Origin of the sequence: Dyella japonica (assembly GCF_040545895.1) — a bacterium.
Classification (GTDB): Bacteria; Pseudomonadota; Gammaproteobacteria; order Xanthomonadales; family Rhodanobacteraceae; genus Dyella; species Dyella japonica_D.
The window spans coordinates 732,537-758,638 of sequence record NZ_JBEPMU010000002.1 but is presented as its reverse complement, the minus strand read 5'-3'; the positions used below and the strand labels follow the sequence as shown (position 1 = coordinate 758,638).

Below are 26,102 nucleotides of genomic sequence, written 5' to 3'. Positions count from 1 at the left end.
GCGGCCGACGACGGCCAGTCCGCGAGCGGGTCATGCGCTCGGTCTCCTAGCGAGACATGCGCCATCCCTTTCGCAAACGCTGCCCCATGGTCCCTGGCCGTGACGGGCGGGTGTACGCCAAGCATTGCAAGGGAAGTCCCCATGACGCATCGCCTCACAGCTTTCTTCTTCGTTCTTGCCGTTGTGTCGTTGAGCGCGTGCTCGCATCGCGCCGACGACCAGGCATCGTCGCCGCCGTTCGTGGAAGACCACGGCGTGTTGCGCGTGCCCGATGGTTCGCCGCTGCGCAAAGCGCTCATCATGGCTCCCGTCGAGATGCGTTCGGCACCGCACGCGTTGGTGTTTCCCGCCACGGTGGAATCGGACCCGGCGCGCACGGCCAACGTGGTGGTGCCGCTCACCGGCCGCATCACCGAACTCAAGGTCGGGCTCGGCGACCACGTGGTGCGCAACCAATTGCTGGCGGTGATCGAATCCGGCGACATGGCGCAGGCCTATGCGGATGTGGCCAAGGCCGCCGATGCGCTCGCGCTGGCGAAGAAAGGGCTGGAGCGCGCCCGCGGCGTGCAGCAGGCGGGCGGCAACGCGGTAAAGGATCTGGAGGGCGCGCAGAGCAACTACAACCAGGCCCTGGCCGAATCGGATCGCGCTCAGACGCGGCTGCAATCGATCAATGCGGGCGGGCAAACCGGCCCTGCACGCAGCATCCGCATCACCGCGCCGGTGAGCGGCTACGTGACTGTGCTGTCGGCCGCGCCCGGTACTTATGCCAACGACACCACCACACCGCTGATGATCATCGCCGATCTCGACTCGGTGTGGATCACGGCGAATGTGCCGGAATCGGACGTCGGTGGCATCGCGAAAGGACAGGCCGTCGATGCCACGTTGTCGGCCTATCCCGATCAGGTGTTTCGTGGCCAGGTCGCTTTCGTGAGCCAGGTGCTGCAGTCCGATACGCGCCGCGACATGGTGCGCGCCGTGTTCGCGAACACGGATGGACGTCTGAAACCGAACATGTTCGCCAAGGCCAGCATCGCAGTGCCGCAGCCGGCGCAGGTGTTCGTGCCGGAATCGGCACTGCTGATGAACAACGACAACACCACGGTGTTCGTGGAAGTGGCGCCGTGGGTATTCGAGCGACGCACGGTGATCCTCAGCTACGACGAATCGGCCGGTGCCCGCGTGGTGAAGGGCCTCAAGGCGGGTGATCGCGTGGTGGTGAAGGGCGGAGTCCTGCTCAATGATTAACGCGATCTTCCACTTCTGCTTCCAGAAGCGCGTGATCTTCATCGTGGTGTCGGTGCTGGTGCTGTGCTTTGGCTATTACTCGTGGACGCAGCTGGCCATCGAGGCGTATCCGGAACTCAGCGACGTCACCGCGCAGGTGACGACGCAGGTGCCGGGCCTGGCCGCAGAGGAGATCGAGCAGCAGATCACCACGCCGCTGGAGCGTGCGCTCGCCGGCACGCCCGGCCTGGTGGCCATGCGTTCCAGCAGCACGTTCGGCCTCTCGCTGATCACGCTGGTCTTCAAGGATGGTGCCGAGGATTACTGGGAACGCCAGCGCGTGATGGAGCGCATCGCGCAGGCCACGCTGCCGTCCGGCATCACGCCGAGCCTGGATCCCGTATCGGGCCCGGCGGGCGAGATCTATCGCTACACGCTCGAATCCACCAGCAAGAACCTGATGGAACTCTCGGAGCTGCAGAACTGGGTGGTGATTCCGGCGTTGCAGAAGATTCCCGGCGTGGCCAACGTGGACATCTTCGGCGGCTTCACCAAGGAGTTTCAGCTCGAGCTCGATCCGGCGCAGCTGTTGCACTACGGCGTGAGCGTGAACCAGGTGACGAGCGCGATCTCGGCCAACACGGCGAACGCCGGCGGCGGGCGCATCACGCGCGGCGACCAGTCGTACATCGTGCGCGGCATCGGCATGGTGCACACGCTGAAGGACCTGGGCGACATCGTGGTCACGCAGAACAGCGGCGTGCCAGTGCTGGTGCGCGACCTGGGCAAGCTGCAATACGGTCATCAGGTGCGGCAGGGCATCCTGGGCAAGGACAGCAATCCGGACACCATCGAAGGCATCGTGGACCTGCTCAAGTACGAGAACCCGTCGCGTGTGCTGGAGAACATCCATGCCACGGTCGCGCAACTCAACAGGCAGCTGGCGGCGCAAGATGTGCGCATCGTGCCGTACATCGATCGCGATGACCTGGTGAACGCGACCAAGGAAAAAGTGTTCCATACCGTGATGGAAGGCGTGGGACTGGTGTGCATCGTGCTCATCCTGTTCCTGGGAAGCCCGCGTTCGGCGATGGTGGCGGCGGTGGCCATTCCCATGTCGCTGGTCACCGTGTTCATCCTGATGCAGTTCACGCACATGCCGGCGAACCTGTTCTCGCTGGGCGCCATCGACTTCGGCGTGATCGTGGACGGCACCATCGTGGTGACCGAAGCGATCCTGCGTCGGCGCGAGGAGAAGCCCAACGCCATCCTCACCGAAGACGACGTGATGACGGTGACCAAGCACGTCGGCCGTTCGATCTTCTTCGCCACGCTGATCATCATCACCGCGTACCTGCCGCTGTTCGCGTTCGAGCATGCCGAGGGCAAGCTGTTTCGCCCGATGGCCTTCACCGTGGGCTATGCGTTGCTGGCCGCGTTGCTGTGCACGGTGACGCTTACGCCGGGCCTGGCGTACTTCGCTCTGCGCAAGCCGCGCAAGATGTTCCGCAACAAGCCGCTGGAGCGTTTGCAGGCGGCGTACACCGCGTCGCTGGGCAAGTTGCTGGGCAGGTTGCCGGTGGTCTACACGGTGGCTGGCGTGGCGTTTGCCGGTGTGCTGTTGCTGGGCGCCACCATCGGTCGGGAATTCCTGCCGGATCTCGACGAAGGCTCGTTGTGGCTGCAGGTGCAGATGCCGTCCGGGCTGTCGCTCGACAAGGCCAGCGAGATGACGGCCGATCTTCGCCGGGTGATCCGCGAGTTTCCCGAGGTGTCGTACGTGGTGACGCAGCTGGGGCGCAACGACACCGGCACCGACCCGTGGACGCCGTCGCACGTGGAGGCGGGCGTCGGGCTGAAGCCTTACGACACCTGGCCCCGTGGCGAGGACAAGGCCGCCTTCGTGCGCCGCTTCAATGCACGCATGCAGCAGATTCCCGGCGTGTCGGTGGGCATCAGCCAGCCCATCGTCGATGGCGAGAACGACATGATCGGCGGCGCGCACAGTCCGCTGGTGTTGCGCATCTACGGCGACGACTTCACCGAGCTGCGCCGCGTGGGCAATGAGATCGTCGATGTTTTGCATGGCGTGCGCGGCACGGCCGAGGCGTCGATCTTCCAGGAACCACCGATCCCGCAACTTGCCATCACGGCCGATCGCGATGCAGCAGCACGCTACGGCATCAATATCGGCGACATCAGTAACCTGATCCAGACGGCGATCGGCGGCACGCCGGTGACGCAGGTGTATGTGGGTGATCGCATCTACAACGTGACGACGCGCGTGTCGAACGAGACGGCCAACAACGTCGAGGCCATCGGCCAGCTGCCGTTGACATCCGCCAGCGGCGCGCAGGTTCCCCTGAAGCAGGTGGCGGGCATCCACTTCAAGACGGGCGAAAGCACCATCGCACATGAAGAGGGCAAGCGGCAGATCACCATCCGCGTGGACAACCGCGACCGCGCCCTGTCCGAATACCTGACCGATGCGCAGCAACAGATCGACGCCAAGGTGCACTTCGACAAGCAGAACTATCAACTGCAGTGGGCCGGCACGTTCGAAAATCAGCAGCGTGCGCAGGCACGCCTGGCCGTGGTGATGGCGCTGGTGATGGCCATCATGCTGGTGTTCCTGTTCGCCGAATTCGGCAAGCTGCACCAGGCGGTGATGGTACTGGCGGTGGTGCCGCTGGCGACCGTGGGCGGCCTGATCTCGCTACACCTGCGCGGCGAGACGTTGAACATCGCCACGGCGGTTGGGTTCATTGCGTTGTTCGGCGTGGCGGTGCAAAACGGCATCATCATGGTGGCCAACATCAATCGCGTGCGTAAACACGGGCATGGCCTGCGCGATGCAGTGCTGGAAGGCGCCACCGAACGTTTCCGCCCCGTGCTGATGACCGCCACCGTGGCCAGCGTCGGCATGCTTCCTGCGGCGCTCGCCACGGGTGTGGGCACCGATGTGCAGCGCGGCCTGGCCACCGTGGTGGTGGGCGGCCTGCCGATTGCCACGCTGCTGACGCTGTTCGTTCTTCCCGGGTTCTACTTCGCGGTCGAGCGCTATATCGAGCGCCATCGCCGCAAGCATCGTCCGCATCCGTCGCGGGAGCTGTGATCATGACCAAGACAACACGCCTTTCCATGCTTGCGCTGAGCGTGACCATGGCACTCGCCGGCTGCGCCGTGGGACCCGACTACAAGCGGCCTCAGGCACCGCAGGCGAAGACGTATGCGCCGACGCCCATCGCCAGCGAGACTGCATCGGCTCCTGGCTCAGGTGGCGATGCGCAACATCTGCTGGCTTCGATGGACATTCCCGGTCAATGGTGGACCTTGTTCCACTCCGAGCCGCTCAACGGCCTGATCGACGATGCGTTGAAACACAACGCCGATGTCGAAGCAGCGCACGCCTCGCTGCAGGCGGCGTGGGAAGCGGTGTACGCGCAGCGTGGTGCGTACTTTCCCAGCGTCAACGCCAGCGTGAATCCCACACGCCAGGACGATGCCAGCGACGTGGCCAGCGGCGTGGCATCGAACGCGGACCTGTACACGTTGACGACGGCGCAGGTCAGCGTGTCCTACGTGCTCGATATCTGGGGCGCCAATCGCCGGCAGGTGGAGTCGCTGACGGCGCAGGCCAATGCGCAGCGCTTCCAGCTCGAGGCGACCTATCTCAGCCTGACCAGCAACGTGGTGAACACGGCGATCCAGGAGGCATCGCTGCGCGCGCAGATCGAGCTGACGCAGAAGATCATCGACGAGCAGGAGAGCATCCTCGCCACGCTCAAGCGGCAGCACGAGCTGGGCGACGTATCGGACGCCGCCATCGCAGCCCAGGTCGCCACGCTGGAGCAAAGCCGGGCCACGTTGCCACCGCTGGACAAGCAATTGGCGCAGCAGCGCGACCTGTTGGCCACGCTCACGGGGCGCACGCCCGATCAGGGCGTCGATGCGCAGTTCCAACTGCAATCCCTGCAACTGCCGGCCGAGCTGCCGCTGAGCCTGCCTGCGCAATTGGTCGAGCAGCGCCCGGACGTGCGCGCATCGGAAGAGCAGCTGCATGCAGCGAGTGCGCAGGTGGGCGTGGCCATCGCCAATCGGCTGCCCAATGTTCAGATCAATGCCTCGCTGGGGTCGGCCTCGGAGAAGACCAGCCAGCTGTTCACGGCGGGCAGCGGCTTCTGGGCCGTGGGCGCGACGGTGACGCAGCCGCTATTCGACGGTGGCGCACTCAAGCACAAGCAGCGCGGCGCGGAAGTTGCGTATCGACAAGCCGCGGCGCAGTACCGCAGCACCGTGCTCGGTGCCGTGCAGAACGTGGCGGACACGCTGCATGCCATCGATGCGGATGCGCGTGCGCTGGCCGCAGCCGAACGCGCCGAGCAGGCCGCAGCGCACAGCCTGGACATCGCCAGGCGCCAACTCGCGCTGGGCGACCTCAGCGAGGCCGCGATGCTCAACGCACAGCTCGCCTGGCAGCAGGCAGCGTTGTCGTTGGTGCAGGCGAGGGCGGCGCGTTACTCCGATACGGTGGCGCTGTTCCAATCGCTCGGTGGCGGCTGGTGGCATCGCCAGGACGCGGGCAGCGTGGCGTCGACATCGGCCTCCGGATCGCGCTGAGGCCCCCGCGTGCGGCGTCTTTCCTGCCGTTGGGTGTCGAGGCTGCAGCGGATGCCTTTCGGCGTGGCGCCAACGGCAGCGACGTTCTCGAAGGACTCGCTCTCGTGCGCGCTTTCAGTCAGGCCGTGAGCGGTGATGCGCGGGTGTCAGCGCGTGCCCGACTCGCAGGCCACGCGCCGCTTGTGCCGCCACCACAGCACCAGCGCCACGATGAGCGCGGCGGCACCGACCAGCCACAGGCCGTTCTGGCCGCGGTGGATCCACATGGCCAGCCATTCGTGGTTGTCGGCGCCCAGATAGCCCAGGTACACCCAGATCGGCACGCTGATCAGCGCGGCCAGTCCGTCGAGCAGGAAGAAGCGCAGGAACGACACGCGGTGCGTGGAGCCGGCGGTGATGAATACGGCGGTGCGCATGCCGGGCAGGAAGCGCGCGATGAACATCAGGCGGTTGCCGTAGCGCTCGAATTTTTCCTGCACCTTGGCATAGCGTTCCGGCGTGAGCACGCGCGCCACGAAGCGCAACTTGAGGATGCGCGCGCCGAAGTGATGGCCCAGCAGGAACATGCCCGAATCGCCCACCAGCACGCCGGCCATGCCGACGCCGAACATGGTGTGCACGTTGGCGTAGCCGAGGCCGGCAATCACGCCGCCGGCCACCAGGGTGATGTCTTCGGGCAACGGCACGCCGGCGCCGCACAGCAACAACGCGATGAACACCGCGAGGTAGCCGTTTTCGGCGAACACCGTGACCAGTCGTTCAAGCAGTTCCATCACCATCCATGCCCGGGCGGACTACCCATGCCTCAAAGAGGGGTCGATGATCCCATACGAAGACGTCCATACGCTTGACGCGGCGCAGGGTCGCTCCATGTTCCTCTTCCGTGCGGGGACGAGGCCGGGGTGAGGCGCAATCTTGCAGGGCCAATAGTTAGAACCCTGTTCTTTTCATGCCGAGACGGGCATGCGCCACACACCTGTCACAAATGCTTAGGTAGAGGGCGTGGTGACGCGTGCGGCCAGCAGTTCGCGCAGTTCGGCCTTCTCGGCGCTGTCGAGCGCGCCCTCGCGGCTCTTGGCGGTCAGCCAGTCCCGACGCTGGATCACGGCCTGTTCCTCCATGCGTCGCAACGCATCGAAGAACTCCGCGCGCTGGGTTTCCGGCTCGCCCACCACCATCGCGGCCATCAGTTTCTGCAGGGCAGGGTATTCGGCGCGTTCGGCGAAATGTTCCACCAGCATGGCGGAGTTGATGCCGGGGCGTGAACGCGCCATGTCGATCAGCTCGGCCAGCAATTCCACGCCGGGTTTGTCCAGGCGCAGGAAGCCGTAGGGACGCTCCACCTGATCGGCCACGCCCGGCTGGGCCAGCAGCAGGGCGATGGCGCTGCGCACCAGCGAGCGCTGCACTACGGTGGGACGCTGCAGCGCCGTGCGAGGCGTCGGTGCGGTGTCCAGCGTGGCGCGTGCGCCTGTGCGCTTCTCCAGCTCCTGCGCCATCAGGTCGCGGAAGGCGCCATCGGGAAGCCGCGCGATCAGCGGGCGTGCGCGTTCGGCAAGGCGTGCGCGGCCATCGAGGCTGGCCGTATCCACGTCGTGCGCCAGTTCGCCGAAGAAGTATTCGGAGAGCGGCGTGGCGGCCTTCAGGCGCTTCTCGAAACCGTCCTTGCCTTCCTTGCGGATCAGCGTGTCCGGATCTTCGCCGTCGGGCAGGAACAGGAAGTACGCCTGGCGTCCGTCGCGCAGGCGCGGCAGCGCCGATTCCAGCGCCTTCCAGGCGGCGGCGCGGCCGGCGCGGTCGCCGTCGAAACAGAACACCACATCGGGCGCGGCGCGAAACAACACTTCGGTGTGCTCGGGCGTGGTCGCCGTGCCCAGCGTGGCTACCGCGATGGGCAGGCCGGCCTGGTGCATGGCGATGACGTCCATGTAGCCCTCGACCACCACGATGCGCGCGAGGCTGGGATTGGCCTGCTTCACCTGCCACAGCGCGAACAGCTCGCGGCCCTTGTGGAACAGCGGTGTTTCCGGCGAGTTGAGGTATTTCGGACCCTGGTCCGATTGCAGCACGCGGCCGCCGAAGGCGATCACACGACCGCGCCGATCCAGGATGGGAAACATCAGCCGTTCGCGGAACCGGTCGTAGCGGCTGCCACGTTCGTTGCTCGCCACCATGCCCGCTTCGTTGAGCAGTTGCGTGCGCCGCTCGCTGCCGCCGAGGGCCTTCATCACGCCATCGAAACCGGCCGGCGCCCAGCCGATGCGGAAGCGCTGGATGGTCTGCGCATCGAGCCCGCGCTTCTTGCAGTACGCCTGCGCCTCAGCGTTCTTCGGCAGTTCGTTCTCGTACCAGCGCGCGGCGGCGTCGAGCAGGGCGTAGAGATCGGTCTTGTCTTCGCGGGGACGGTCATCGCCGCCTTCGCGCGGCACGGTGAGGCCCACCGACTGCGCCAGTTCTTCCACCGCATCGGGGAATTCCAGGCGCTCATAGTCCATCAGGAACTTCACCGCGCTGCCATGCGCGCCGCAGCCGAAGCAATGGAAGAACTGCTTGGCTGGGCTCACGTAGAAGGATGGCGTGCGCTCGTTGTGGAACGGGCAGCAGGCGGTCCATTCGCGTCCCGCCTTCTTCAACGGCACGCGCCGCTCGATCACGTCGACGATGTCGACGCGGGCAAGCAATTCGTCGATGAAGCTGTCTGGGATACGTCCGCGCATAAGATGCGTAGTCTATCGGCTGCAGGCCACCTCTGGCCGCTTTCACCCCCAGCCCGGGCCGTGCGCCCCACTGCGCCTGTCACCGCGCTGCCTTATGCTCTCGCCGAGGCGTTGCGGTGGCTGGGGGTGCCATGGGAAACGTGCTGGGAATGGCCCGGTCGGGCCTGCAGGTGAGGTTTCGCCCGGCGGCGCCGGAAGACGCCGCGGTGGCCGTGCCGTTGATCTACAGCTCCGGTCCGGTGGCGTTCGACTATGTGTTCACGACCCGCGACGGCGGTGACGCACGGGCCTTCCTGCAGCATTGCTTCGTGGATGGCGCCGGGGAGTTCGGCTGGCGCAACCACTGGGTCGGCCTGGTCGAAGGCAAGGTGGTGACCGTGGGCGCGGGCTTCGGGGCCGACGCCAAATGGCCCTTCATGCTGGCCGCGGCCCGCCAGATCGTTCGCCACTACGGGCTGCGTCGCGGGCTGGGCGTGATCGCGCGCGGGCTGCGCGTGGAATCGGTGATCCAGCCGCCCAAGGGCGACATGCATTACCTCGCCCATCTGGCGGTGCTGCCCGAACTGCGCGGGCATGGCATCGGCCGCGCGCTCATCGATCAGTTGGTAGGCATGGCGCGCGACGTGGGCCGCAGCCGCGTGGTGCTCGACGTGGCCGCCAGTAACCCGCGCGCCGAAGCCCTTTATCGCCGCGCCGGTTTCAAGGTCACCGGCGAGCGCAAGTCGCAACTGGCCAACGAACGCGGTCGCGTGCCCGACCACCGGCGCATGGAGCGCATCGTCGACTGACGCGGCTACGCCAGATGGATCAGGCCCACCAAGGCCAGCAAGGCGATCAAGAACAGGATGATGAAGATCGCGAACAGCACCTTGGCGATCGCGCCGGTCACGCCGGACAGCGTGCCGAAGCCCAGCCAGCCGGTGACGAGCGAAACGATGGCAAGGATGATGGCCCACTTGAGCATGTGTCACTCCTGTTGGAGAACGCCGCCGGAAGCGTCGGTGGCCGTGCCGTTGTAGGTGTCGATATGTGAAGGCCGTGCCGCGTCGTTGTCGACGCGATGCGAGTTCGGCGGCGCAGCCGAGACCCTGGATAGGCACGGCTACCGCGGCCCTGCAGGCCGGAACGTCCGTACTATTGGCCATGCCAGCGCCGCTGGGCGCTGGCATGGGAAGCGGGCGATCAGCCCGCCAGGCGTGCCTTGATGCGGCCCGACACCACGCCCATGTCGGCGCGGCCCGCGGCCTTTTCCTTCACGGCGGCCACTACCTTGCCCATGTCGCGGGCCGAGCTGGCACCCGTTTCGGCGATGGCGGCGGTGATCAGTGCATCGAGCTCCTCGTCGCCCATCTTGGCCGGCAGGTAGGTCTCGATCACCTTCATCTCGGCGCGTTCCACGTCGGCCAGGTCTTGGCGGTTGGCCGCGTCGTACTGGGTGATGGAGTCCTTGCGCTGCTTGACCATCTTCTCCAGCACGGCGAGCGTCTGCACGTCGTCGAGCTCGATGCGCTCGTCCACTTCGCGCTGCTTGACCGCCGCCATGATCAGTCGGATCACGCCCAGGCGGTCCTTGTCGCCGCCACGCATGGCGGTCTTCATGTCGTCGGTGAGCTGCTGCTTCAGGGTCATGGTCTTTTCCTTGGGAAACACAAAAGCCGGCGTTGCTTGAGCAACGCCGGCTAGTGTAGGTCTACGAAGACAGAGGCAGCGGATTAGGACGCGCCAGCTGCCAAGCTACCTGTAACGACGCCAGAGGCGCCAGAACCGCGGATCGTCCGCCAGGCGGACGACGGGCTCAGTACAGGCGCGTACGACGCGACGTGTCGCGCGAGAGGCGACGCAGGTGACGCTTCACCGCGGCAGCGCGCTTGCGCTTACGCTCCTGGGTCGGCTTCTCGTAGAACTCGCGCTTGCGGGTTTCGGCCAGGACGCCGGCCTTTTCGCAGGTGCGCTTGAAGCGACGGAGGGCAAGCTCGAACGGCTCGTTCTCGCGGACTTTTACGCTGGGCATGGAGACTCCAAGTGTTAGACTGGCTCGCCTGAACGAGCCGTTTGAATACGGTGAGCCGCGAAGTATAACGTGGAAACGACAGCAATTTCAAAGCCCCAGTACAACCCACCGGCAAACAAGCCGGTGCTGGGCATCGAGACGTCCTGTGACGAGACCGGCGTAGCCCTGCTGCGCTGGGAACCCAGCGCGCCTGGCAACGGCCTGCTTTCACATACGCTCTACAGCCAGATCAAGCTGCACGCCGAATACGGCGGTGTCGTGCCGGAGCTGGCCAGCCGCGACCACGTGCGCAAACTGCTGCCCTTGGTGCGTGAGGCGCTGGCCCAGGCGGGCCTGACCCCGGCCGACCTGGGAGGGGTAGCTTACACCGCCGGTCCCGGCCTCGTCGGCGCCCTGCTGGTGGGCGCGTCGGCTGCCCGGGCCATGGCCTGGGCGTTGGGCGTGCCGGCCATTGGCGTGCACCACATGGAAGGCCACCTGCTGGCACCGCTGCTGGAGGAAAACCCGCCGGAGCCGCCCTTCGTGGCGTTGCTGGTGTCGGGCGGCCACTCCATGCTGGTGGAAGTGAAGGGCATCGGCGAATACAAGATACTCGGCGACACGCTGGACGACGCCGCGGGCGAAGCCTTCGACAAGACCGCCAAGCTGATGGGCCTGCCGTACCCCGGTGGCCCGGCGCTGGCCAAGCTGGCCGAGCAGGGCAAGCCGGGCGTGTTCCGGTTCTCGCGTCCGATGACCGATCGCCCTGGCCTCGATTTCAGCTTCTCGGGCCTCAAGACCCAGGTGCTGCTGGCCTGGCAGCAATCGGACCAGAGCGAGCAGACGCGCGCCGACATCGCACGCGGGTTCGAGGAAGCCATCGTCGACACGATGATCATCAAGTGCCGCCGTGCACTGCAGGCCACGGGCGCGAAGCGGCTGGTGATTGCCGGTGGCGTGGGCGCCAACAAGCGCCTGCGCGCGGAACTGGCGGCGGCCGGCGAGAAGGACGGTTTCCAGACGTATTTCCCGCGCCTTGCCTTCTGCACCGACAACGGCGCCATGATTGCGCTCGCCGGCGCCATCCGCCTGGCGCATGGCCAGCATCAGGACGAATCGGTGCAGGTGTTCCCGCGCTGGGATCTGGAAACGCTGCCGCCGGCGATGTGATGCATCGCGAGGAAGCGCACAGGGTGCGCTCCCTCATGCAGATGGTTACCCTATCGGCATGGATATCGTTTTCATCGAAGACCTGCGCATCGATGCCGTCATCGGCATCTACGACTGGGAACGCCGCGTGCGGCAGACGTTGTCGTTCGACATTGAAATGGCGTTCGACAACACCGTGCCCGCCGCGAGCGACGACATTGCGCTCACGCTCAATTACAAGGACGTGTCCAAGCGCTTGATCGACTACGTCGGCGCGTCCAGCTTCGGACTGGTGGAGACGCTGGCGGAGCAGTGCGCGGCCATCATCCGCAACGAGTTCGGCGTGTCGTGGGTGCGGCTGAAGCTCTCCAAGCCCGGCGCGGTGCGCGGTGCAAAGTCGGTGGGCGTACGCATCGAACGCGGCACGCGACCGCAGTGATGCGCTGAATCGATGGCACGCGTCTACCTGAGTCTGGGTTCCAATCTCGAACCCCTGCGTTATCTTCGTGCTGCGCTGGCTGAATTGCGCGAGCGTTTTGGCACGTTGTCCGTATCGCCGGCCTATCGCAGCAAATCGGTGGGCTTCGACGGCGCCGATTTCGTGAACCTGGCCGTGGGGCTGGATACCGATCTTTCTCCGGAAGCGCTCAACGCGTGGCTGCACGCGCTGGAAGATCGTCACGGACGTCGTCGCGACGTGCCGCGCTATTCCGATCGTACGCTCGACGTGGACATCGTGTTGTACGACGACCTCGTGCGGCAGGGCGAAGGACACCTGGAGATTCCGCGCAAGGAGCTTCGCCACGCGTTCGTGCTCAGGCCGATCGCGGATATTGCGCCGCAGCTCAGGCATCCGGTCACCGGCGAGACGATGGCCTCGCTGTGGTCGGCGTTTCCGGTGGATAGCGAGCCGCTCATCGTCGAGCCGCTGTAAGGCGTTCGCCGCGCCTTGCGGCTTATCCCCCGACGATCACTCGGCATGATCGCCTTCGGCGTGTTTCCTGCCGCATGAGGGGCTGTTCTTGGAATTGTCTGATTCCTTGCGGTGCAACGCGCGAACTAGGCTTCGCCTTGTCGCCAGTGCACCACGTCTAGCTTCGCCCATCGTGGCGGAGCGACGCGGCGAATGCTTCTGGCGCGCCGGCTTATCGATGTCATCACGCAAACACGTCGCTTTCCACGGTACTGCTGCGGCACGCCATGAACGAAAGCGCATACGGCAGGACGCATGGGGAACCAGACGAAACGTGACGCGGCGATTCGCTACGCGATTTGCCCCCATTGCCGCAGCGAAGCACGGCATGGCGTGCGCACGTGTCCGGGGTGCGAAGCCGTGGTGACCTATGGGACGCCGCTTGTGCTCATCATCGTCACGCTGGTCGCCACCGCATGGCTGGGTTTCCACGCGCACCGGTTTTTCTACGACTCCCGGCCGGTGGTGTTGCTTCTTGCAGGCATTGCCGCCGGCGGCGTGTTGAGCCTGCTCTATGAAGCGTTCGATGAGCGCGTGGTTTTCCGGAAGAAACGTCGCCCCTGGTAGTGCCGGGGGCGTCCAGGTACAGCCCTGTACACGCACGAAAGCCCGGTGTCAGCACTGTCCCCGGCACACAAGTAATGCTAGAAACGGCCCCACCTAACATGGAACGGGGAAGGCATATGGCAGGTCGCTTTGCACGCAGCTGGAGCCTGATGAAGGCCAGCGCGGACGTGTTGCGTTCGGACAAGTCGCTGTTGATGTTCCCGCTGGCCTCCAGCATCTGCTGCCTGTTGGTGGCGGCCAGTTTCCTGGTGCCGATCATCGCGGCCATGGTGTCGGCCGGTGGCGTGGCGGACCAGGGCCACCGCATGAGTGCCGGCGGTTACGTGCTGCTGTTCCTGTTCTATCTCGCGCAGTACTTCGTGATCATCTTTTTCAACACGGCGCTCGCTGGCGCTGCCTTGGCCCGTCTGCGCGGTGAGGAGGCCAGCTTTGGCGAAGGCATGGCGATTGCGCGTTCGCGCATCGTGAACATCTTCGGTTACGCACTGATTGCCGCCACCGTGGGTCTGGTGCTGCGTGCGCTGCAGGAACGCCTGGGCCTGATCGGTCGCCTGGTGGCCGGCTTCCTTGGCCTCGCATGGACGGTTGCCACGTTCCTGGTGGTGCCGGTGCTGGCGAGCCAGGACGTGGGCCCGACCGAAGCCATCTCGCGCAGCGTGGAATTGCTCAAGCGTACCTGGGGCGAGAACATCATCGGCAACGCCGGCATTGGCGTGGTGTTTGGCCTGTTGATGTTCGTCGCGATCGTGCTGGCGGCCGTGCTGATTGGCGGTGCGTTCGCCACGCAGTCGCTTACCGCCATCATCGCCGCCATCGTGATCGTGGTGATTGGCCTGACGCTGCTCGGCCTGATCCAGGCGTCGCTGCAGGGCATCTACGCCGCGGCGCTTTATCGCTACGCGGAAGAGGGCGAAGTGGGCCACGGCTTTGACCAGGCGATGCTGGAGCAGGCGTTCAGGCCGAAGAAGTGAGTCGCCTCGATCAACGCATGTAAAAAGAAGGGGCGCCGCGGCGCCCCTTTTTTCTTGCTCACACGGAAAGCGTGCGTCCGCCATCCACGCGAATGATGTGTCCCGTCACGAACGGTGCGTCGCGCAGCAGCCAGAGCACCGCACCGGCGACATCTTCCGGTGAGCCCGCGCGCTGCAAGGGCGTGCGGGCCAGCATGGCTTGCTGGTCGTCGTAGGGCTTGCCGTCGCTCGGCCACATCACGGCGCCGGGGGCGACACCGTTGACGCGCACGTCGGGGCCGAGATCCAGCGCAAGCGAGCGCGTCATCGCTTCCAGCGCGGCTTTCGCCATGCAGTAGACCGGATGGTTCGCGAGCGGACGCTCCGCGTAGATATCCACCATGTTAACGATGGCGCCGCGCGCTTCGCGCAATGCGGGCGTCGCTGCCTGTGCGAGAAAAAACGGCGCCTGCGCATTGGATGCAAAGAGCTCGTTCCATTGCGCCAGCGTCGCGGTGCCTACCGGCGTGGGATAGAACGCCGAGGCGTTGTTGACCAGCGCATCGAGGCGGCCGAAGCGAGAGAGCACGCGCTGGACCATGCCAGGCAGCGCATCCAGATCGGCCAGTTCGGCCTGCACGGCGAACGTGCTGCCGCTGCGTTGGCGTTCCAGCGATGCGGCGAGCAGTTCCGCGTCGGCGGCCGAATGGCGGTAGTGCAGGGCGAGGTCGTAGCCCGCCGCATGCAGCGTGCGTGCGATCACGGCGCCCACGCGTTTTCCGGCGCCGGTGATCAGGGCAACGGGACGCTCGTGACGTGCATTCATGCGTGGGCTCCTGCGTGACGCGACCAGGCGGGGAGCTTGCCCCAAAGCATGCGTGGCGTCACGTCGATGACACCGGTTCCGTGGAAGGTTCCATCGCGGTCTCTGTCGCGAACGATGTGCTGAACATGGCGATGGCGGTGCGCGCTACTTGTCCGGTGTCGTAGTACGCGTAGCTGCCCACGCCGACGGCGCCCACCACCGGCATCCAGCGCGAGATGCCGCTGCCCACGGCGCGCTGGGTCACCTTGATGCCAATGGTCTTGGCCACGCGTTCGATCACGGAGTACGTGACACGGCGAAAGATCAGGCGATCGCCCACGCGCACCACCAGATCGCGAAACGCCTGCGCGGCCGTGTGGCGGAACAGGCACCACAGCATCTGTTCGCGGCCCAGTTCCGAATGCTGGCCGTAGGCGGCGGCGATGTCGCTGACCATTTGCGCCTGGATCTTCCAGATCGCGATGACCTCGGGGAGCACGGTGAGCCAGCCCAGCGGACCGGGCGGCAGTGCCAGCGATCCGGCGGTGAGGGCGGCGCGTTGCTGGGCCCGCGTGGCGAGGCGGCGGGCTTCCTTCTCGGGCTCACGCGCGCCAGGCACGTGGCTGTCCGGGATCTGGCTCACGAAATCCAGGATGGCCTGGGTCACGCGGCCGTGGTCGGCAATGACGGCCGGAAGCTTATCGGGGGATGGGGACATGGACCGGGCTCGGTGGAGCGGCGGAGGCCGCGCGACACCCCAGTCTAGGCTGCCCGGGTGAAATCCCGCTGAGCCCGAAGGCTGGGCGGCACCTGAACGCAGGAACTTGCCCGGGCGGGTATGACTTCTGGGGCAGGCGCCCGGTCGTCTAGAATGGCAATGTTATAACGTATCGAAAACAACAACGTCACCGCCCCTTCCGGAAACCCGATGAAACGTACCTTGCTTGCCGTGAGTCTTGCCGTTGCCTTTGGCGCCGTCCCCGCCGCCTACGCCCAGACCAGCCCGACCCCGGACACCAGCACTGTGGCCTCGCCGGGCACTACCGACGGCACCGATGCCGGCAAGACCAGCGCCACCCGCAACCAACCCTCGAAGGTGAAGCAGCTGGGCGCCATCGACGTGAATGCGGCGCTGGACCAAGCCCGCAATTCGCTGTCGCCGGACACCGGCAGCAGCCAGTACGTGATCGACCAGAAGGCCATCCAGCAGCTGCCGCTGGGTGACTCCACGCCGCTGAACCAGGTGATCCTGCAGGCGCCGGGCGTAGTGCAGGATTCCTACGGCGGCCTGCACGTGCGCGGCGACCACGCGAACCTGCAGTACCGCATCAATGGCGTGATCATCCCCGAATCGATCTCCGGCTTCGGCCAGACGCTGGACGCGCGCACCATCCAGAGCGTGAAGCTGCTCGATGGCGCGTTGCCCGCGCAATACGGCTTGCGCACGGCGGCCGTGGTGGATATCGACACCAAGAGTGGCCACGACCTGGGCAACGGCGGCAGCGTTGGCATCACAGGCGGTTCGTTCGGTACGTTGAACCCGAATGCCTCGCTGTGGGGCAGCGATGACCGCTGGAGCTGGTTCGTTACCGCCAACTATCTGGAGAACGACGTCGGCATCGAGAACCCGACGGCGAGCCGCACGCCCATCCATGACCACACCAACCAGGTGAAGGGCTTTGGCGACATCTCGTACCTGATCGACGACAACACGCGCATCAGCTTCATGTTCGGCGCGACCAACAATCGCTTTGAGATTCCCAATAATCCGAACCAGACGCCGCAATTCGGTTACCTGGACACGGTCGACTTCAACTCCGCCAACCTCAACGAACGCCAGCAGGAACAGACGCGTTTCGGCGTGCTCTCGTTGCAGGGCAAGTGGGGCAAGACCGATTACCAGATCTCGGCGGGTCAGCGTTATACCCACGTGGGCTTCGAGCCGGACGAGATCGGCGACCTGATGTTCAACGGCGTGGCCTCCACCATCAATCGCACCAACCGTGCCGACACGCTGCAGGCGGATTTCTCCACGCCGCTGGGCGACAGCCACACGCTGCGCTACGGCATCTACGGTGAATTCGAGCGCGGCAACATCAGCAACAACTCGCTCACCTTCCCGGCCAACCCGGATGGCTCGCAGGCCAGCACCACGCCGATCGCCATCTACGACGCCACCAATCTGCTTGCGCGCACGTATTCGGCGTACTTGCAGGATGAGTGGAGCATCGGCGACAAGTGGACGGTGAACTACGGCGTGCGCGGCGACCGCTACGAGCTGTTCCGCACCGAAAGCCAGCTGAGCCCGCGCCTGGGCCTTGTCTACCAGGCCACCGACAGTACGACGGTGCATGCAGGCTATTCGCGCTACTTCACGCCGCCGGCGACCGAAGTGATCGACGACAGCAACATCGCCCGCTTCAACGGCACCACCAACCAGTTGCCCAGCGGCGGCAACAACCTGCCGCTGTCGGAACGCTCCAATTACTACGACCTGGGCATCCAGCAGCAGTTCGGTTCCACCTTCACCGTGGGTGTGGACGCGTATTACCGCCAGGTAAGTCGCCTGCAGGACGAAGGCCAGTTTGGCGCGGCGCTGATCTACTCCAACTTCAACTACGAGTTCGGTCGCATCCGCGGCGTGGAACTGACGGCGAACTACGACAACGGTCCGGTCTCCGCGTATTTCAACGCGGCGTACAACCGTGCCATGGGCAAGCGCGTCATCACCGGCCAGTACAACTTCAGTCCGGACGACCTGGCGTACATCTACGACAACTACATCCATCTCGATCACGACCAGAAGCTGACCTCGTCGGGCGGCATCACCTATTCGTTCACCAACACCACGCGAGTCGGCGCCGATTACATCTTCGGCAGTGGCCTGCGCAAGGATGGCCTGGTGCCGAACGGTGAGTCGTTGCCGTACTACTTCCAGCTCAACCTCAATGTGGCGCACGACTTCACCTTCGACAGCATCGGCACGGTGAAGACGCAGCTGGCGCTGATCAACGCACTCGACCGCACGTACGAGCTGCGCGATGGCACCGGCATCGGCGTGGGCGCGCCGCAGTTCGGTCCGCGTCGCGGCATATACCTGAGCCTGCAGAAGGACTTCAGTTTCTAAGTCAGCTGGGCCGATGTCCCCGCCATGGCCGGTCTCCCCCTCACGAGGCTATGGCGGGGCATGGGTTAAACTTCGCGCGTTTCCCCGTAGGCAACGTGCATGTCTTCCCGACTCCCCGATCCCGGCGCCGACGAGCGCGCCCATTCCGACCGACTGCTGACGCGCCTGCGCGAAGAAATCGCCGCGCACGGTCCCATGCCGTTCTCGCAGTACATGGAGCGCTGCCTCTATGCGCCGGGCCTGGGTTACTACAGCGCCGGCAAGACCAAGTTCGGCGAAGCGGGCGATTTCATCACTGCACCCGAATTGGGTGATCTGTTCGCGCGCTGCGTGGTGAACGCCACGTATCCGGTCATCGAGATGCTTGGCGAGTCCGCCGACTTCCTGGAACTCGGCGGCGGCAGCGGCGCGTTCGCCGAAGCCGCGCTCAAGGCGTTCGCCGCGAACGGCACGGTGCCGCGTCGTTATTACATTCTCGAACCCAGCGCCGACCTGCGCGAACGTCAACGCGACCGGCTGGCGGCGGCGCTACCGTCCGAGTTGTTCGCCCATGTGCTTTGGCTGGATCGTCCGCCGGAACAGGACTGGCAAGGCGTGCTGTTCGCCAATGAAGTGATCGATGCCTTGCCGACCACGCGCTTCGTGATGCGCGATGGCGAGGTGTACGAAGAGCACGTCGTGCTCGATGGCGAAGGTCGCTTGATGCGGGTGGATCGCCCCGCCGATGCGCTGGTGTCGGGCGCCGTGCGTCAGGTGGAGCGCGACCTCGAGGCGGAATTTCCCAGCGGCTACCGCTCGGAAATCCTTCCGCAGTTGCCGTACTGGATCCAGGCCATCGCGGGTTCGCTCACGGCCGGCCTGATGATGTTCATCGATTACGGCTACGTGCGTCGCGAGTATTACCTGCCCGAGCGCAACGACGGCACGCTGCGTGCGTACCATCGCCATCGCTCGCACAACGATCCGCTGTATTTCCCCGGACTCAACGACCTGACTGCGTCGGTGGATTTCACCGCGCTGGCCGAGGCCGGCAACGTGGCCGGATTTGGCGTGGCCGGTTATATGCCGCAGGCGCAATTCCTCCTCGGCAGCGGCCTGCAAGATATCTTCACCGCGTCCTACGAATCCGCCGCGGACGAAGCCACGCGTTACGACCTGGCCCAGCAGGTGAAGAAGCTGACCTTGCCCGACCAGATGGGCGAGCGCTTCCAGGTGATGCTGTTCGCGCGCGGCATGGACGTGCTTCCGCTACCCGCGGATGTTCTGGAAGCGGATCGGGGCGATCGGCTCTGAGCTAGCGCGGTGGGCTGAAACGCAACGCCCGCGTCATGGACGCGGGCGTTGACGGTTTCACTGAGCGGCGGGAGCGGCGACTGGCGCAGGTTCCGGCGCGGGCTGCACCGGCTTGCTGTCGTCCGGCCGTTTCACCAGCTGCCCATGCTTGAACAGATTGGCGGCCACCTGGTAGTACGCGGTAGCATCGTCCACCTGGCCCTGCTCGACCGGCGTGTTGGGCACGGCGTCACCGTTGTCGAAGTTCGGCTTGACCTGCTCCAGCTTGCGCTGCGGTTCGAGCACGGTGAGCACGTCGCTGTGCAGATAACCGAGCTTTTCGTAGGTGGCCGGGAAGGCGCGCTCGCGGCCCGGTTCGAGCTGGAAGATGTCGGCGCCGAAGAAACGGCTGCGGTAGCTGAAGTTCAGCAGGCCCATCACCGTGGGGATGATGTCCACCTGAGCCATCTGCCGCGACACGCGCTGCGGCGGGATGTGCTTGGGCGAGTAGATCCACAGCGGAATGTGGTAGCGATTGATCGGCACGCTGCTTCGGCCCGCGCTGGAAGCGCAGTGGTCCGCAGTGATCACGAACACCGTGTCGTCGAAGTACGGCTTGTCCTTCGCGCGCTTGATGAAGTCGGCGATGGACCAGTCCGTATACGCCACCGCCGCCTCGCGCGTGCCGTTCTTCTGCGGCACGCGGTTGGCCGGCACGGTGAACGGGCGGTGGTTGGAGGTGGTCATGATGTGCAGGAAGAACGGCTTGCCCTGCGCATGCGCCTCATCCATCTGCTTGAGCGCGAGCGTGTAGAGGTCTTCGTCGGCCACGCCCCACACGTTTTCGTGGTGGATGGTCTCGCCCTTGCCGATATCGTTGCGGTCCACCGCGCGATAGCCGTTGTGCGCGAAGAAGTAGTTCATGTTGTCGAAGTAGCCGTAGCCACCATAGACAAAGTCGGACTGGTAGCCGCGGTCGTTGAACACGTTTGCGGCGGAGAACAGGTTCTCGTTGTTGTGCGCCTTCACGATGGAGTCGCCAGGCGTGGGCGGCACCGACAACGACAGCGCTTCCAGGCCGCGCACCGTGCGCGTGCCGTTGGCGTAGAGGTTGTCGAAGAACATGCTCTGGTTGGTCAGCGCATCGAGGTTGGGCGTGATGTTGCCGCGCTTGTTGTTGCTGAACTCGGAGAGGAAGTCCGCCGAGAGGCTTTCCACGCTGATCAGCACCACGTTGAGGTGCTTCTCTGGACCCGCATGGCGAATCTCGCGGGTCAGGTCGTGCGGATCGTCGCTGACATAGGTGGCCTCGGGCGTCTTCACCAGCTCGCGCACGCGCTTGAACGCCACGTCATCGGGCAGGGTGCGGTAGAAGCGCGAGTAGTCCAGGTGGCTGCTGCGGAACGCGGCGAAGAATTCGAACACGCCGTTGCCGGAGAGCTCGTTCACGTAGGCGTTGTCGGTGCGATCCTTGAGGGTGCCCTTGATGCCGACGGCCAGCACCACGGTGACCAGCAGCCATACCAGCACCACCTTGCTGCGCTGGAGGAAGGTGGTGCCGCCGTCGCGCGCCTGCAGGCCGCCGCGGCTCAGCCAAACCACGACCAGCGTGGCGATGGCGAGCAGGCTGATCCAGGTACCCAGCGGGTACGACTCGCGAATGTTGCCGATCACTTCGGTGGTGTAGACCAGGTAATCGACCGCAATGAAGTTGAAGCGCGTGCCGAATTCACCCCAGAACACCAGCTCCGAAGCGGCGATGAACAGCAGCCCGAACAGCGTCACGGCGCCACCCACGTATAGCGCCCATTGCCCGGCGCGCGATACGTAGAGCCGCTTCGGTACCAGCCACAGGTACAGCAGCAGGAGCCAGCCGAGGAAGACGAACGTAATCAGGTCGTAGCTCAGGCCGACGCCGAACGCGTAGGCCCAGTACAACGGGTTGTGCGGCACGCCGCTGCCGGCCATGAAGAGCAGCACGATGCGCGTGAGTGCGCCAATCAGTACATAGCTGATGGCAAGCCACCACAGCGGGCGAAACCGCTGGCGCAGCGGCGAGGTCGTTTGATAGGCAGTCGGCACGGAAGGCTCCGGTAAAGCTGAAAACGAAGGCCTGGCCGTGGAGTGGGCGGGCTGGAGAGCGACCGCATTCATTCACGGCCCCACCGACTGGCACTAAACGGACAGATTTCTAGCCCGTTACCTTACTTCGGATTGGCTTTCATTTGGCTTTGCTTGGACGCTTTCAGTTCGCGTCGGGCCGCAGTGAGGCAATGGCGGCGACGCGGGCCACCGTCATGGCGTCGCCAATGGCCGGACCCTGCAGGCCCTGCGCCACGAAGGGTTCGGAACGCACGGCCGCCGCGGCGTCGCGTGCGCGCTGGAGATAACCCGCCTGCGGATAGGCGTCGTCCTGGTGGCCCAGGCGGCCGCGCTTGTCCGCCTCGCACGCAGCGAGGAACAGCGACAGGCGTTCGGGCCGGCGCAGCGCATCCAGCGAGGTGAGCAGGCGCAACACCGTCGACGGCTTCAGTTCGAAGGCGCGATGCACGTTGAGATGCTCACGGCACACCAGCTCCGCAAGCGTGGCATGTTCGGTCGGCACCCGCAGGCGCGCCACGAGGCGTTGCAGCGGGGCCACGCCAGCGTGCTCGTGGCCAATGTGGCGTGGCAGTGCATCGACCGGCGTGAGCGCCTTGCCAAGATCGTGCGTGAGCGCGCAGAAGCCCACGATGTCGTTGCCCGGTGCGATGCGTGCGGCCATGTCGAGCACCATTTCCACATGTACGCCGGTATCGACTTCCGGATGGAATTCGGCGCGCTGCGGCACGCCGTACAGCGCATCCACTTCGGGAAACAGCACCGCGAGCGCACCTGAATCACGCAGCACGCGCAGGAAGGCAGAGGGCTGCGCTTCGCCCAGCGCCTTTCGCGTTTCTTGCCACACGCGTTCGGGCACGAGGTGATCCACTTCGCCATCGCGCACCATCTGCTGCATCAGCGCCATGGTGTCCGGCGCCACGGTGAAGCCCAGTGGCGCAAAGCGCGCGGCGAAACGCGCCACGCGCAGCAGTCGCACGGGATCTTCCGCGAAGGCGGGTGATACATGCCGCAGCAGGCGTTGTTCCAGGTCGCGCGCACCGTTGAACGGATCGACCAGATGACCGTCTTCGGCCTCGGCCATCGCGTTGATGGTGAGGTCGCGCCGTGCCAGATCCTCTTCCAGCGTCACCGACGGATCGGCATGGAAGGCGAAGCCGTGATAGCCATGGCCCATCTTGCGCTCGGTGCGCGCGAGTGCGTATTCCTCGTTGGTCTTCGGATGCAGGAATACCGGGAAATCCTTGCCGACCGGGCGGTAGCCCTGTTCCAGCATGTCCTCGGGACGCGCGCCGACCACCACGTGATCGTGGTCGGTCACCGGCCGGGCCAGCAGTTTGTCGCGGACGGCGCCGCCGACGAGATAGATGCGCATGCGGCCCATTCTGCCACGTGATGCAAAGGCGCCGACGCCGTGGGATGCGCGATCAACGTCCCGTGGAGCGCGCGTGATCCAGTCGCCGCTGGCGCGGAAGCACGTTCAACAGCACCGGCAGCCATGCAGCGAGGGGTTGCGGCGTGATGCCGAGCGCCGCATAGCCGTCCACCTTGCCTACCGAATCGGTGCGCAGCGAACGGAAGTTGTCGAGCGAGAACGGCTTGCCCGGCAGCAACTGCGCCACTTGTGCCTGCAGGCGGCCAAGGCTGTCCGGCAGCGGAATGACGGGCGTGCGCACACCGATGGTGGTTCGAATCATCTGCACGATCTCGCCCAGCGTATACACATCGGGGCCATACAGCTCGAAGCTGCGGTCGACACCCAGCGTGTCGTCGCCGATGCAGCGGGCCATCGCTTCGGCGACGTCCCCCACCCAGGTCGGCGCCATCCGCGCGGAAGCACGCGCCAAGGGCAGCGCCGGCATCTGGCGCAGAAGGCCGGCGAAGCGTGCCACCAGGCCGCCATCCGTGCCGAACATCGGGCTGGGCTGGTAGATGGTCCAGTCCAGGGACGAGTTGCGTACTGCTGCCTCCGCCTCGCCCTTGGTCTTGAGGTACTGCGACAGGCCCTGGCCGGCCTTCAGCGCGCTCATGTGATGCAGGCGCGACACGTTCGCCGCCTGGCAGGCGCCGAGCACGCGCTGCGTGAGTTCCACGTGTGCGTGGTGGAAGGTCTGCTCGCCGAAGGCGTTGAGGATGCCGACGAGGTTGATCACCGCGTCCGCGCCCTCGAACTGGCGACGCAGCGCGTTGGCGTCGTAGACATCCACGCTGCGGATGCGCACGCCGGGCAGCACGCCAAGCGCGCGCCGCTGTTCGCGATTGCGCGAGAGCAGCAGGACGCGATGGCCATCCTTGACCAGTCGCGGCAGCAGGTTCGATCCGACAAAACCGCTGCCGCCGAGCACGACCAACTGTTTGGCTTTCAATGTCACTGGCTGATTCCGCCTCAATGGGTGCCGCTGCTGCTCGCCGCGGCGGGAGGTGCCATGCTGCTGGCGGGTGCAGCCGAACCTGCTTGCGCAGGCGCAGGTGGTGCAACCACCGGGCAGGTCACCAGCTTACGCTCACTGCGGCTGTCCGGCAGCGTGTAGGTCTGGCCAATTGGCGTGAGGCGCTGCGACAGCGTCACGGCGTTGCCGTGCTGGCGCCAGTCGTAGATCACCGCGAAGGACATCACGCGCGCCACGTATTCGCGTGTTTCCTTGAACGGAATGGTGGCGATGAACAGATCCGGCGGCAGCGAGCTGCGCGCCTCCAGCCATTGGTCCACCTTGCCCGGGCCGGCGTTGTACGCCGCGCTGGCCAGCCATGGCGCACCGTTGAAGCGGCCCGCCATCTGCGCGAGGTAGCGCGTGCCGAGGATGATGTTGGTGATGGGATCGTAGAGCGAGTCGCCGCCTGTCCACGTCACGCCATTGCGTTTGGCCACCAGCTCCGCCGTCGATGGCAACAACTGCATGAGGCCACGCGCGTCGGCGCCCGAGCGGGCATCGGCCATCCATGCGCTTTCCGCGCGAAGAATGGCGTAGGCCCACGACGGATCGATGCCCGCCTGTTCCGCCTGCGGCACCAGGCCGTCCTGGCTGGCGAGCGGGAAGCGCTGCTCGTAGTAGCGCAACGCATCGCCCGTGTTGAAGGTGAACACGGCGCGGTCGTACCAGCCGCGGCGATAGGCAAGATCCACGGCCTGCTTCAGTGTGTCTGCATCGGCGCCGTCGAGCGCCTGCGTCCACTCGCGACGCGCCTGCTTCGGCAGGCCCACGGCGTAGAGCTCGAACGCGCGCAGCAAGCCCTGGTTGGCGAGCAAGGCGCGCTCGCGCTGCGCATTGCCTTTCAGGTCCGTCTGGCAGATGCCGTAAGGCGCGTTCATGCGATCGGCCGCGAGGAAACCGAAGAACGTCGGCTCCGTGGCCAAACCGGTGAGCACGCGTTGTGATTCAGCCGCGCGATTGGTGGCGGCGAGTGCGCGCGCACGGAACCAGCGCCATTCGCCGTCCTGCTGCTGCGTGGCGGGCATCGCATCGATGGCCGCGAGCACCGCGTTCCAGTCCTGCTGCGCCAGCGCGGCGCGTACACGCCATTCGCGGCTCGTGTCCGTTTGCACCGAGGCCGGCAACGCGATGAGGCGCGACAGTGCATCGGCGTCGTAGTCGGTGGCATGGAACAGCGCGAGCGCATACATCACGCGATTGCGCTGGTCGGGCGTGAAGGCGAAGCGGCCCTGCAGTTTTTGCCAGGCGACGTCGGCGGTAACCGACTGGCGGCGCGCAAGACGTTCCAGCGCGAGCGTGGCCGCCTGCCGGTTGCGCGGGGAATCGGGCCATTGGTTGGCGGCCACCACGGCCGCGCCCGGGTCGCTCAAGGCGGAGGCGATGCGTCGTGCCGATTCGGTTTGATCGGCCGGCAGCCATCCGGCGATGGCGTTGATGGTGCCCGGCTGCACGGCATCCGCGGCGCGGTCGATGCGATCCCATAGACGAGCTTCGGTGAGCAGGCCTTGGTCGTGCGCCGCGCTCAACACGGGATCGCAGGCGCTCGGCAGTTTGGGCTTGCTCCACAGCGCAGCGATGTCGCGATCGAAGTCGAGCTGCGCGCCTTTGCTCAACTGCGCCTGCAGCGCATTGCATGTCAGCGCATCGCCGAGGCCCGGCTGATACATCGCGAGAAAATTGTCCCAGTCCTGCCGGCGTGCGAGCTCGGTGAGGAAATCGCGGCGCAGGTCGCTGGCAGTGAGCAGTGCGGGATAACGCTTGAGGTAATCCTCCACCTGCGGGCGCTGGATCTGGCGAATGTCGTGCGTGAGCGAGGCCGCTTCCAGATACGGATAGAGCGGATAGTCCTGCAACCCGCTGGCCGCCGTGCGCCAACCGTCGCCACCCTGCTGGGCTGCGGCGTAGGCTTGCTTGAACGCCGTGCGTTGCGCTTCCGTGGGCTCGGCGGCCGAAGCCGCGCCGACCAGCCACAGGCCGGCCACCATGATGAGCAGGCGACGGGCGACGCGCCGCGGTGCTGCGTGCAGGGACATGACTACTCCTTGTGCCAAGACTCCCGCCGTGATGATCGCCGTTCCGCAGGGGCGGCGCGTGGCGCGGGACACCGAAGCATGGCCAACGCCCGCTGAGCGCGACGTGAAACCGCGGGCAGGTATCACCCGCACATGGC

Annotated in this window: 22 protein-coding genes; 11 read left to right on the top strand and 11 right to left on the bottom strand. The window is 65.6% G+C overall.

All coding sequences use genetic code 11. From position 1 onward, the window contains the following. Window positions 1-141 precede the first annotated feature (141 nt). Genes ABIC75_RS10055 through ABIC75_RS10045 form a run of 3 tightly spaced genes read left to right on the top strand, consistent with a single transcriptional unit; the run spans window position 142 to window position 5,850 of the window. The gene (locus tag ABIC75_RS10055) at window positions 142-1,251 is read left to right on the top strand and encodes an efflux RND transporter periplasmic adaptor subunit (RefSeq protein WP_354013686.1); all 1,110 of its coding nucleotides are present in this window, start codon (window positions 142-144) and stop codon (window positions 1,249-1,251) included. Then, window positions 1,244-4,345, top strand: coding sequence for an efflux RND transporter permease subunit (locus ABIC75_RS10050; protein WP_354013685.1), 3,102 nt, complete (start codon window positions 1,244-1,246; stop codon window positions 4,343-4,345). The genes ABIC75_RS10055 and ABIC75_RS10050 overlap by 8 nt, the downstream gene beginning before the upstream one ends. 2 nt (window positions 4,346-4,347) lie before the next feature. Beyond that, entirely contained in the window at window positions 4,348-5,850 is a 1,503-nt protein-coding gene (locus tag ABIC75_RS10045; protein ID WP_354013684.1) for an efflux transporter outer membrane subunit, read from the top strand. A gap of 146 nt (window positions 5,851-5,996) precedes the next feature. On the opposite strand, the gene ABIC75_RS10040 is transcribed toward ABIC75_RS10045, so the two are convergent. After that, the gene (locus ABIC75_RS10040; RefSeq protein WP_354013683.1) at window positions 5,997-6,623 is read right to left on the bottom strand and encodes a DedA family protein; all 627 of its coding nucleotides are present in this window, start codon (window positions 6,621-6,623) and stop codon (window positions 5,997-5,999) included. Between the two features lie 216 nt (window positions 6,624-6,839). Beyond that, window positions 6,840-8,567 carry a DNA primase gene (dnaG, locus tag ABIC75_RS10035; protein ID WP_354013682.1) on the bottom strand — a complete coding sequence of 576 codons (1,728 nt, stop codon included), beginning with the start codon at window positions 8,565-8,567 and terminating at the stop codon, window positions 6,840-6,842. 149 nt (window positions 8,568-8,716) lie between these two features. On the opposite strand from dnaG, the gene ABIC75_RS10030 reads away from it, so the two are divergent. After that, window positions 8,717-9,355, top strand: coding sequence for a GNAT family N-acetyltransferase (locus tag ABIC75_RS10030; RefSeq protein ID WP_354013681.1), 639 nt, complete (start codon window positions 8,717-8,719; stop codon window positions 9,353-9,355). A 5-nt stretch (window positions 9,356-9,360) separates the two neighbouring features. Here ABIC75_RS10030 and ABIC75_RS10025 read toward each other — a convergent pair whose 3' ends face one another. The 3 genes from ABIC75_RS10025 to rpsU all read right to left on the bottom strand — a co-directional run bounded on the left by ABIC75_RS10025 (window position 9,361) and on the right by rpsU (window position 10,578). After that, the gene (locus ABIC75_RS10025; RefSeq protein WP_354013680.1) at window positions 9,361-9,531 is read right to left on the bottom strand and encodes a DUF1328 family protein; all 171 of its coding nucleotides are present in this window, start codon (window positions 9,529-9,531) and stop codon (window positions 9,361-9,363) included. Between the two features lie 218 nt (window positions 9,532-9,749). Then, the gene (locus ABIC75_RS10020; RefSeq protein WP_354013679.1) at window positions 9,750-10,196 is read right to left on the bottom strand and encodes a GatB/YqeY domain-containing protein; all 447 of its coding nucleotides are present in this window, start codon (window positions 10,194-10,196) and stop codon (window positions 9,750-9,752) included. Window positions 10,197-10,362: 166 nt separating this feature from the next. Beyond that, on the bottom strand, window positions 10,363-10,578 hold the full coding sequence (gene rpsU / locus ABIC75_RS10015; protein WP_014404075.1) for a 30S ribosomal protein S21: 216 nt from the start codon (window positions 10,576-10,578) through the stop codon (window positions 10,363-10,365). 123 nt (window positions 10,579-10,701) lie between these two features. Here rpsU and tsaD point away from each other — a divergent pair, with 123 nt between their 5' ends. The 5 genes from tsaD (at window position 10,702) to ABIC75_RS09990 (ending at window position 14,217) form a co-directional block, all read left to right on the top strand. Then, window positions 10,702-11,727 carry a tRNA (adenosine(37)-N6)-threonylcarbamoyltransferase complex transferase subunit TsaD gene (gene tsaD / locus ABIC75_RS10010; RefSeq protein WP_354013748.1) on the top strand — a complete coding sequence of 342 codons (1,026 nt, stop codon included), beginning with the start codon at window positions 10,702-10,704 and terminating at the stop codon, window positions 11,725-11,727. Window positions 11,728-11,785: 58 nt separating this feature from the next. After that, the gene (folB, locus tag ABIC75_RS10005) at window positions 11,786-12,145 is read left to right on the top strand and encodes a dihydroneopterin aldolase (RefSeq protein ID WP_354013678.1); all 360 of its coding nucleotides are present in this window, start codon (window positions 11,786-11,788) and stop codon (window positions 12,143-12,145) included. Between the two features lie 12 nt (window positions 12,146-12,157). Then, window positions 12,158-12,640, top strand: a complete 483-nt coding sequence (gene folK, locus ABIC75_RS10000) for a 2-amino-4-hydroxy-6-hydroxymethyldihydropteridine diphosphokinase (RefSeq protein ID WP_354013677.1) — start codon at window positions 12,158-12,160, stop codon at window positions 12,638-12,640. 372 nt (window positions 12,641-13,012) lie between these two features. Further along, a complete protein-coding gene (locus ABIC75_RS09995) occupies window positions 13,013-13,246 on the top strand; it encodes a hypothetical protein (protein WP_354013676.1) in 234 nt (77 codons plus the stop codon). A gap of 116 nt (window positions 13,247-13,362) precedes the next feature. Next, window positions 13,363-14,217: a DUF6159 family protein gene (locus ABIC75_RS09990; RefSeq protein ID WP_354013675.1), complete on the top strand. Its 855-nt coding sequence runs from the start codon at window positions 13,363-13,365 to the stop codon at window positions 14,215-14,217. A 58-nt stretch (window positions 14,218-14,275) separates the two neighbouring features. Here ABIC75_RS09990 and ABIC75_RS09985 read toward each other — a convergent pair whose 3' ends face one another. Continuing rightward, window positions 14,276-15,022 (bottom strand): pteridine reductase, encoded by a 747-nt coding sequence (locus ABIC75_RS09985; protein WP_354013674.1) that lies wholly within the window; start codon window positions 15,020-15,022, stop codon window positions 14,276-14,278. Between the two features lie 58 nt (window positions 15,023-15,080). After that, on the bottom strand, window positions 15,081-15,719 hold the full coding sequence (locus ABIC75_RS09980; RefSeq protein ID WP_354013673.1) for a hypothetical protein: 639 nt from the start codon (window positions 15,717-15,719) through the stop codon (window positions 15,081-15,083). Window positions 15,720-15,929: 210 nt separating this feature from the next. On the opposite strand from ABIC75_RS09980, the gene ABIC75_RS09975 reads away from it, so the two are divergent. Both ABIC75_RS09975 and ABIC75_RS09970 read left to right on the top strand, forming a co-directional pair. Continuing rightward, window positions 15,930-18,128 carry a TonB-dependent receptor gene (locus ABIC75_RS09975; protein ID WP_354013672.1) on the top strand — a complete coding sequence of 733 codons (2,199 nt, stop codon included), beginning with the start codon at window positions 15,930-15,932 and terminating at the stop codon, window positions 18,126-18,128. A gap of 99 nt (window positions 18,129-18,227) precedes the next feature. Then, window positions 18,228-19,421, top strand: a complete 1,194-nt coding sequence (locus tag ABIC75_RS09970; RefSeq protein WP_354013671.1) for a class I SAM-dependent methyltransferase — start codon at window positions 18,228-18,230, stop codon at window positions 19,419-19,421. 57 nt (window positions 19,422-19,478) lie between these two features. Here the strand turns inward: ABIC75_RS09970 and ABIC75_RS09965 are convergent, their stop codons facing one another. The 4 genes from ABIC75_RS09965 to ABIC75_RS09950 form a co-directional block, all read right to left on the bottom strand. Continuing rightward, the gene (locus tag ABIC75_RS09965; protein WP_354013670.1) at window positions 19,479-21,482 is read right to left on the bottom strand and encodes an LTA synthase family protein; all 2,004 of its coding nucleotides are present in this window, start codon (window positions 21,480-21,482) and stop codon (window positions 19,479-19,481) included. A gap of 163 nt (window positions 21,483-21,645) precedes the next feature. Beyond that, window positions 21,646-22,875, bottom strand: a complete 1,230-nt coding sequence (locus ABIC75_RS09960; protein WP_354013669.1) for a multifunctional CCA addition/repair protein — start codon at window positions 22,873-22,875, stop codon at window positions 21,646-21,648. A gap of 52 nt (window positions 22,876-22,927) precedes the next feature. Beyond that, on the bottom strand, window positions 22,928-23,866 hold the full coding sequence (locus ABIC75_RS09955; RefSeq protein WP_354013747.1) for a complex I NDUFA9 subunit family protein: 939 nt from the start codon (window positions 23,864-23,866) through the stop codon (window positions 22,928-22,930). Window positions 23,867-23,886: 20 nt separating this feature from the next. Beyond that, the gene (locus ABIC75_RS09950; RefSeq protein WP_354013668.1) at window positions 23,887-25,965 is read right to left on the bottom strand and encodes a transglycosylase SLT domain-containing protein; all 2,079 of its coding nucleotides are present in this window, start codon (window positions 25,963-25,965) and stop codon (window positions 23,887-23,889) included. Window positions 25,966-26,102 lie beyond the last annotated feature (137 nt).

Coding starts and splice junctions, on each gene's coding strand:
- ABIC75_RS10040 (WP_354013683.1), bottom strand. CDS start 6,623: ATGGAACTGCTTGAACGACTGGTCACGGTGTTCGCCGAAAACGGCTAC.
- ABIC75_RS09950 (WP_354013668.1), bottom strand. CDS start 25,965: ATGTCCCTGCACGCAGCACCGCGGCGCGTCGCCCGTCGCCTGCTCATC.
- folK (WP_354013677.1), top strand. CDS start 12,158: ATGGCACGCGTCTACCTGAGTCTGGGTTCCAATCTCGAACCCCTGCGT.
- ABIC75_RS10055 (WP_354013686.1), top strand. CDS start 142: ATGACGCATCGCCTCACAGCTTTCTTCTTCGTTCTTGCCGTTGTGTCG.
- ABIC75_RS09985 (WP_354013674.1), bottom strand. CDS start 15,022: ATGAATGCACGTCACGAGCGTCCCGTTGCCCTGATCACCGGCGCCGGA.
- ABIC75_RS10030 (WP_354013681.1), top strand. CDS start 8,717: ATGGCCCGGTCGGGCCTGCAGGTGAGGTTTCGCCCGGCGGCGCCGGAA.
- ABIC75_RS10025 (WP_354013680.1), bottom strand. CDS start 9,531: ATGCTCAAGTGGGCCATCATCCTTGCCATCGTTTCGCTCGTCACCGGC.
- ABIC75_RS09975 (WP_354013672.1), top strand. CDS start 15,930: ATGAAACGTACCTTGCTTGCCGTGAGTCTTGCCGTTGCCTTTGGCGCC.
- ABIC75_RS09990 (WP_354013675.1), top strand. CDS start 13,363: ATGGCAGGTCGCTTTGCACGCAGCTGGAGCCTGATGAAGGCCAGCGCG.
- dnaG (WP_354013682.1), bottom strand. CDS start 8,567: ATGCGCGGACGTATCCCAGACAGCTTCATCGACGAATTGCTTGCCCGC.
- ABIC75_RS10020 (WP_354013679.1), bottom strand. CDS start 10,196: ATGACCCTGAAGCAGCAGCTCACCGACGACATGAAGACCGCCATGCGT.
- ABIC75_RS10050 (WP_354013685.1), top strand. CDS start 1,244: ATGATTAACGCGATCTTCCACTTCTGCTTCCAGAAGCGCGTGATCTTC.
- ABIC75_RS09980 (WP_354013673.1), bottom strand. CDS start 15,719: ATGTCCCCATCCCCCGATAAGCTTCCGGCCGTCATTGCCGACCACGGC.
- rpsU (WP_014404075.1), bottom strand. CDS start 10,578: ATGCCCAGCGTAAAAGTCCGCGAGAACGAGCCGTTCGAGCTTGCCCTC.
- ABIC75_RS09960 (WP_354013669.1), bottom strand. CDS start 22,875: ATGCGCATCTATCTCGTCGGCGGCGCCGTCCGCGACAAACTGCTGGCC.
- ABIC75_RS09970 (WP_354013671.1), top strand. CDS start 18,228: ATGTCTTCCCGACTCCCCGATCCCGGCGCCGACGAGCGCGCCCATTCC.
- ABIC75_RS10045 (WP_354013684.1), top strand. CDS start 4,348: ATGACCAAGACAACACGCCTTTCCATGCTTGCGCTGAGCGTGACCATG.
- folB (WP_354013678.1), top strand. CDS start 11,786: ATGGATATCGTTTTCATCGAAGACCTGCGCATCGATGCCGTCATCGGC.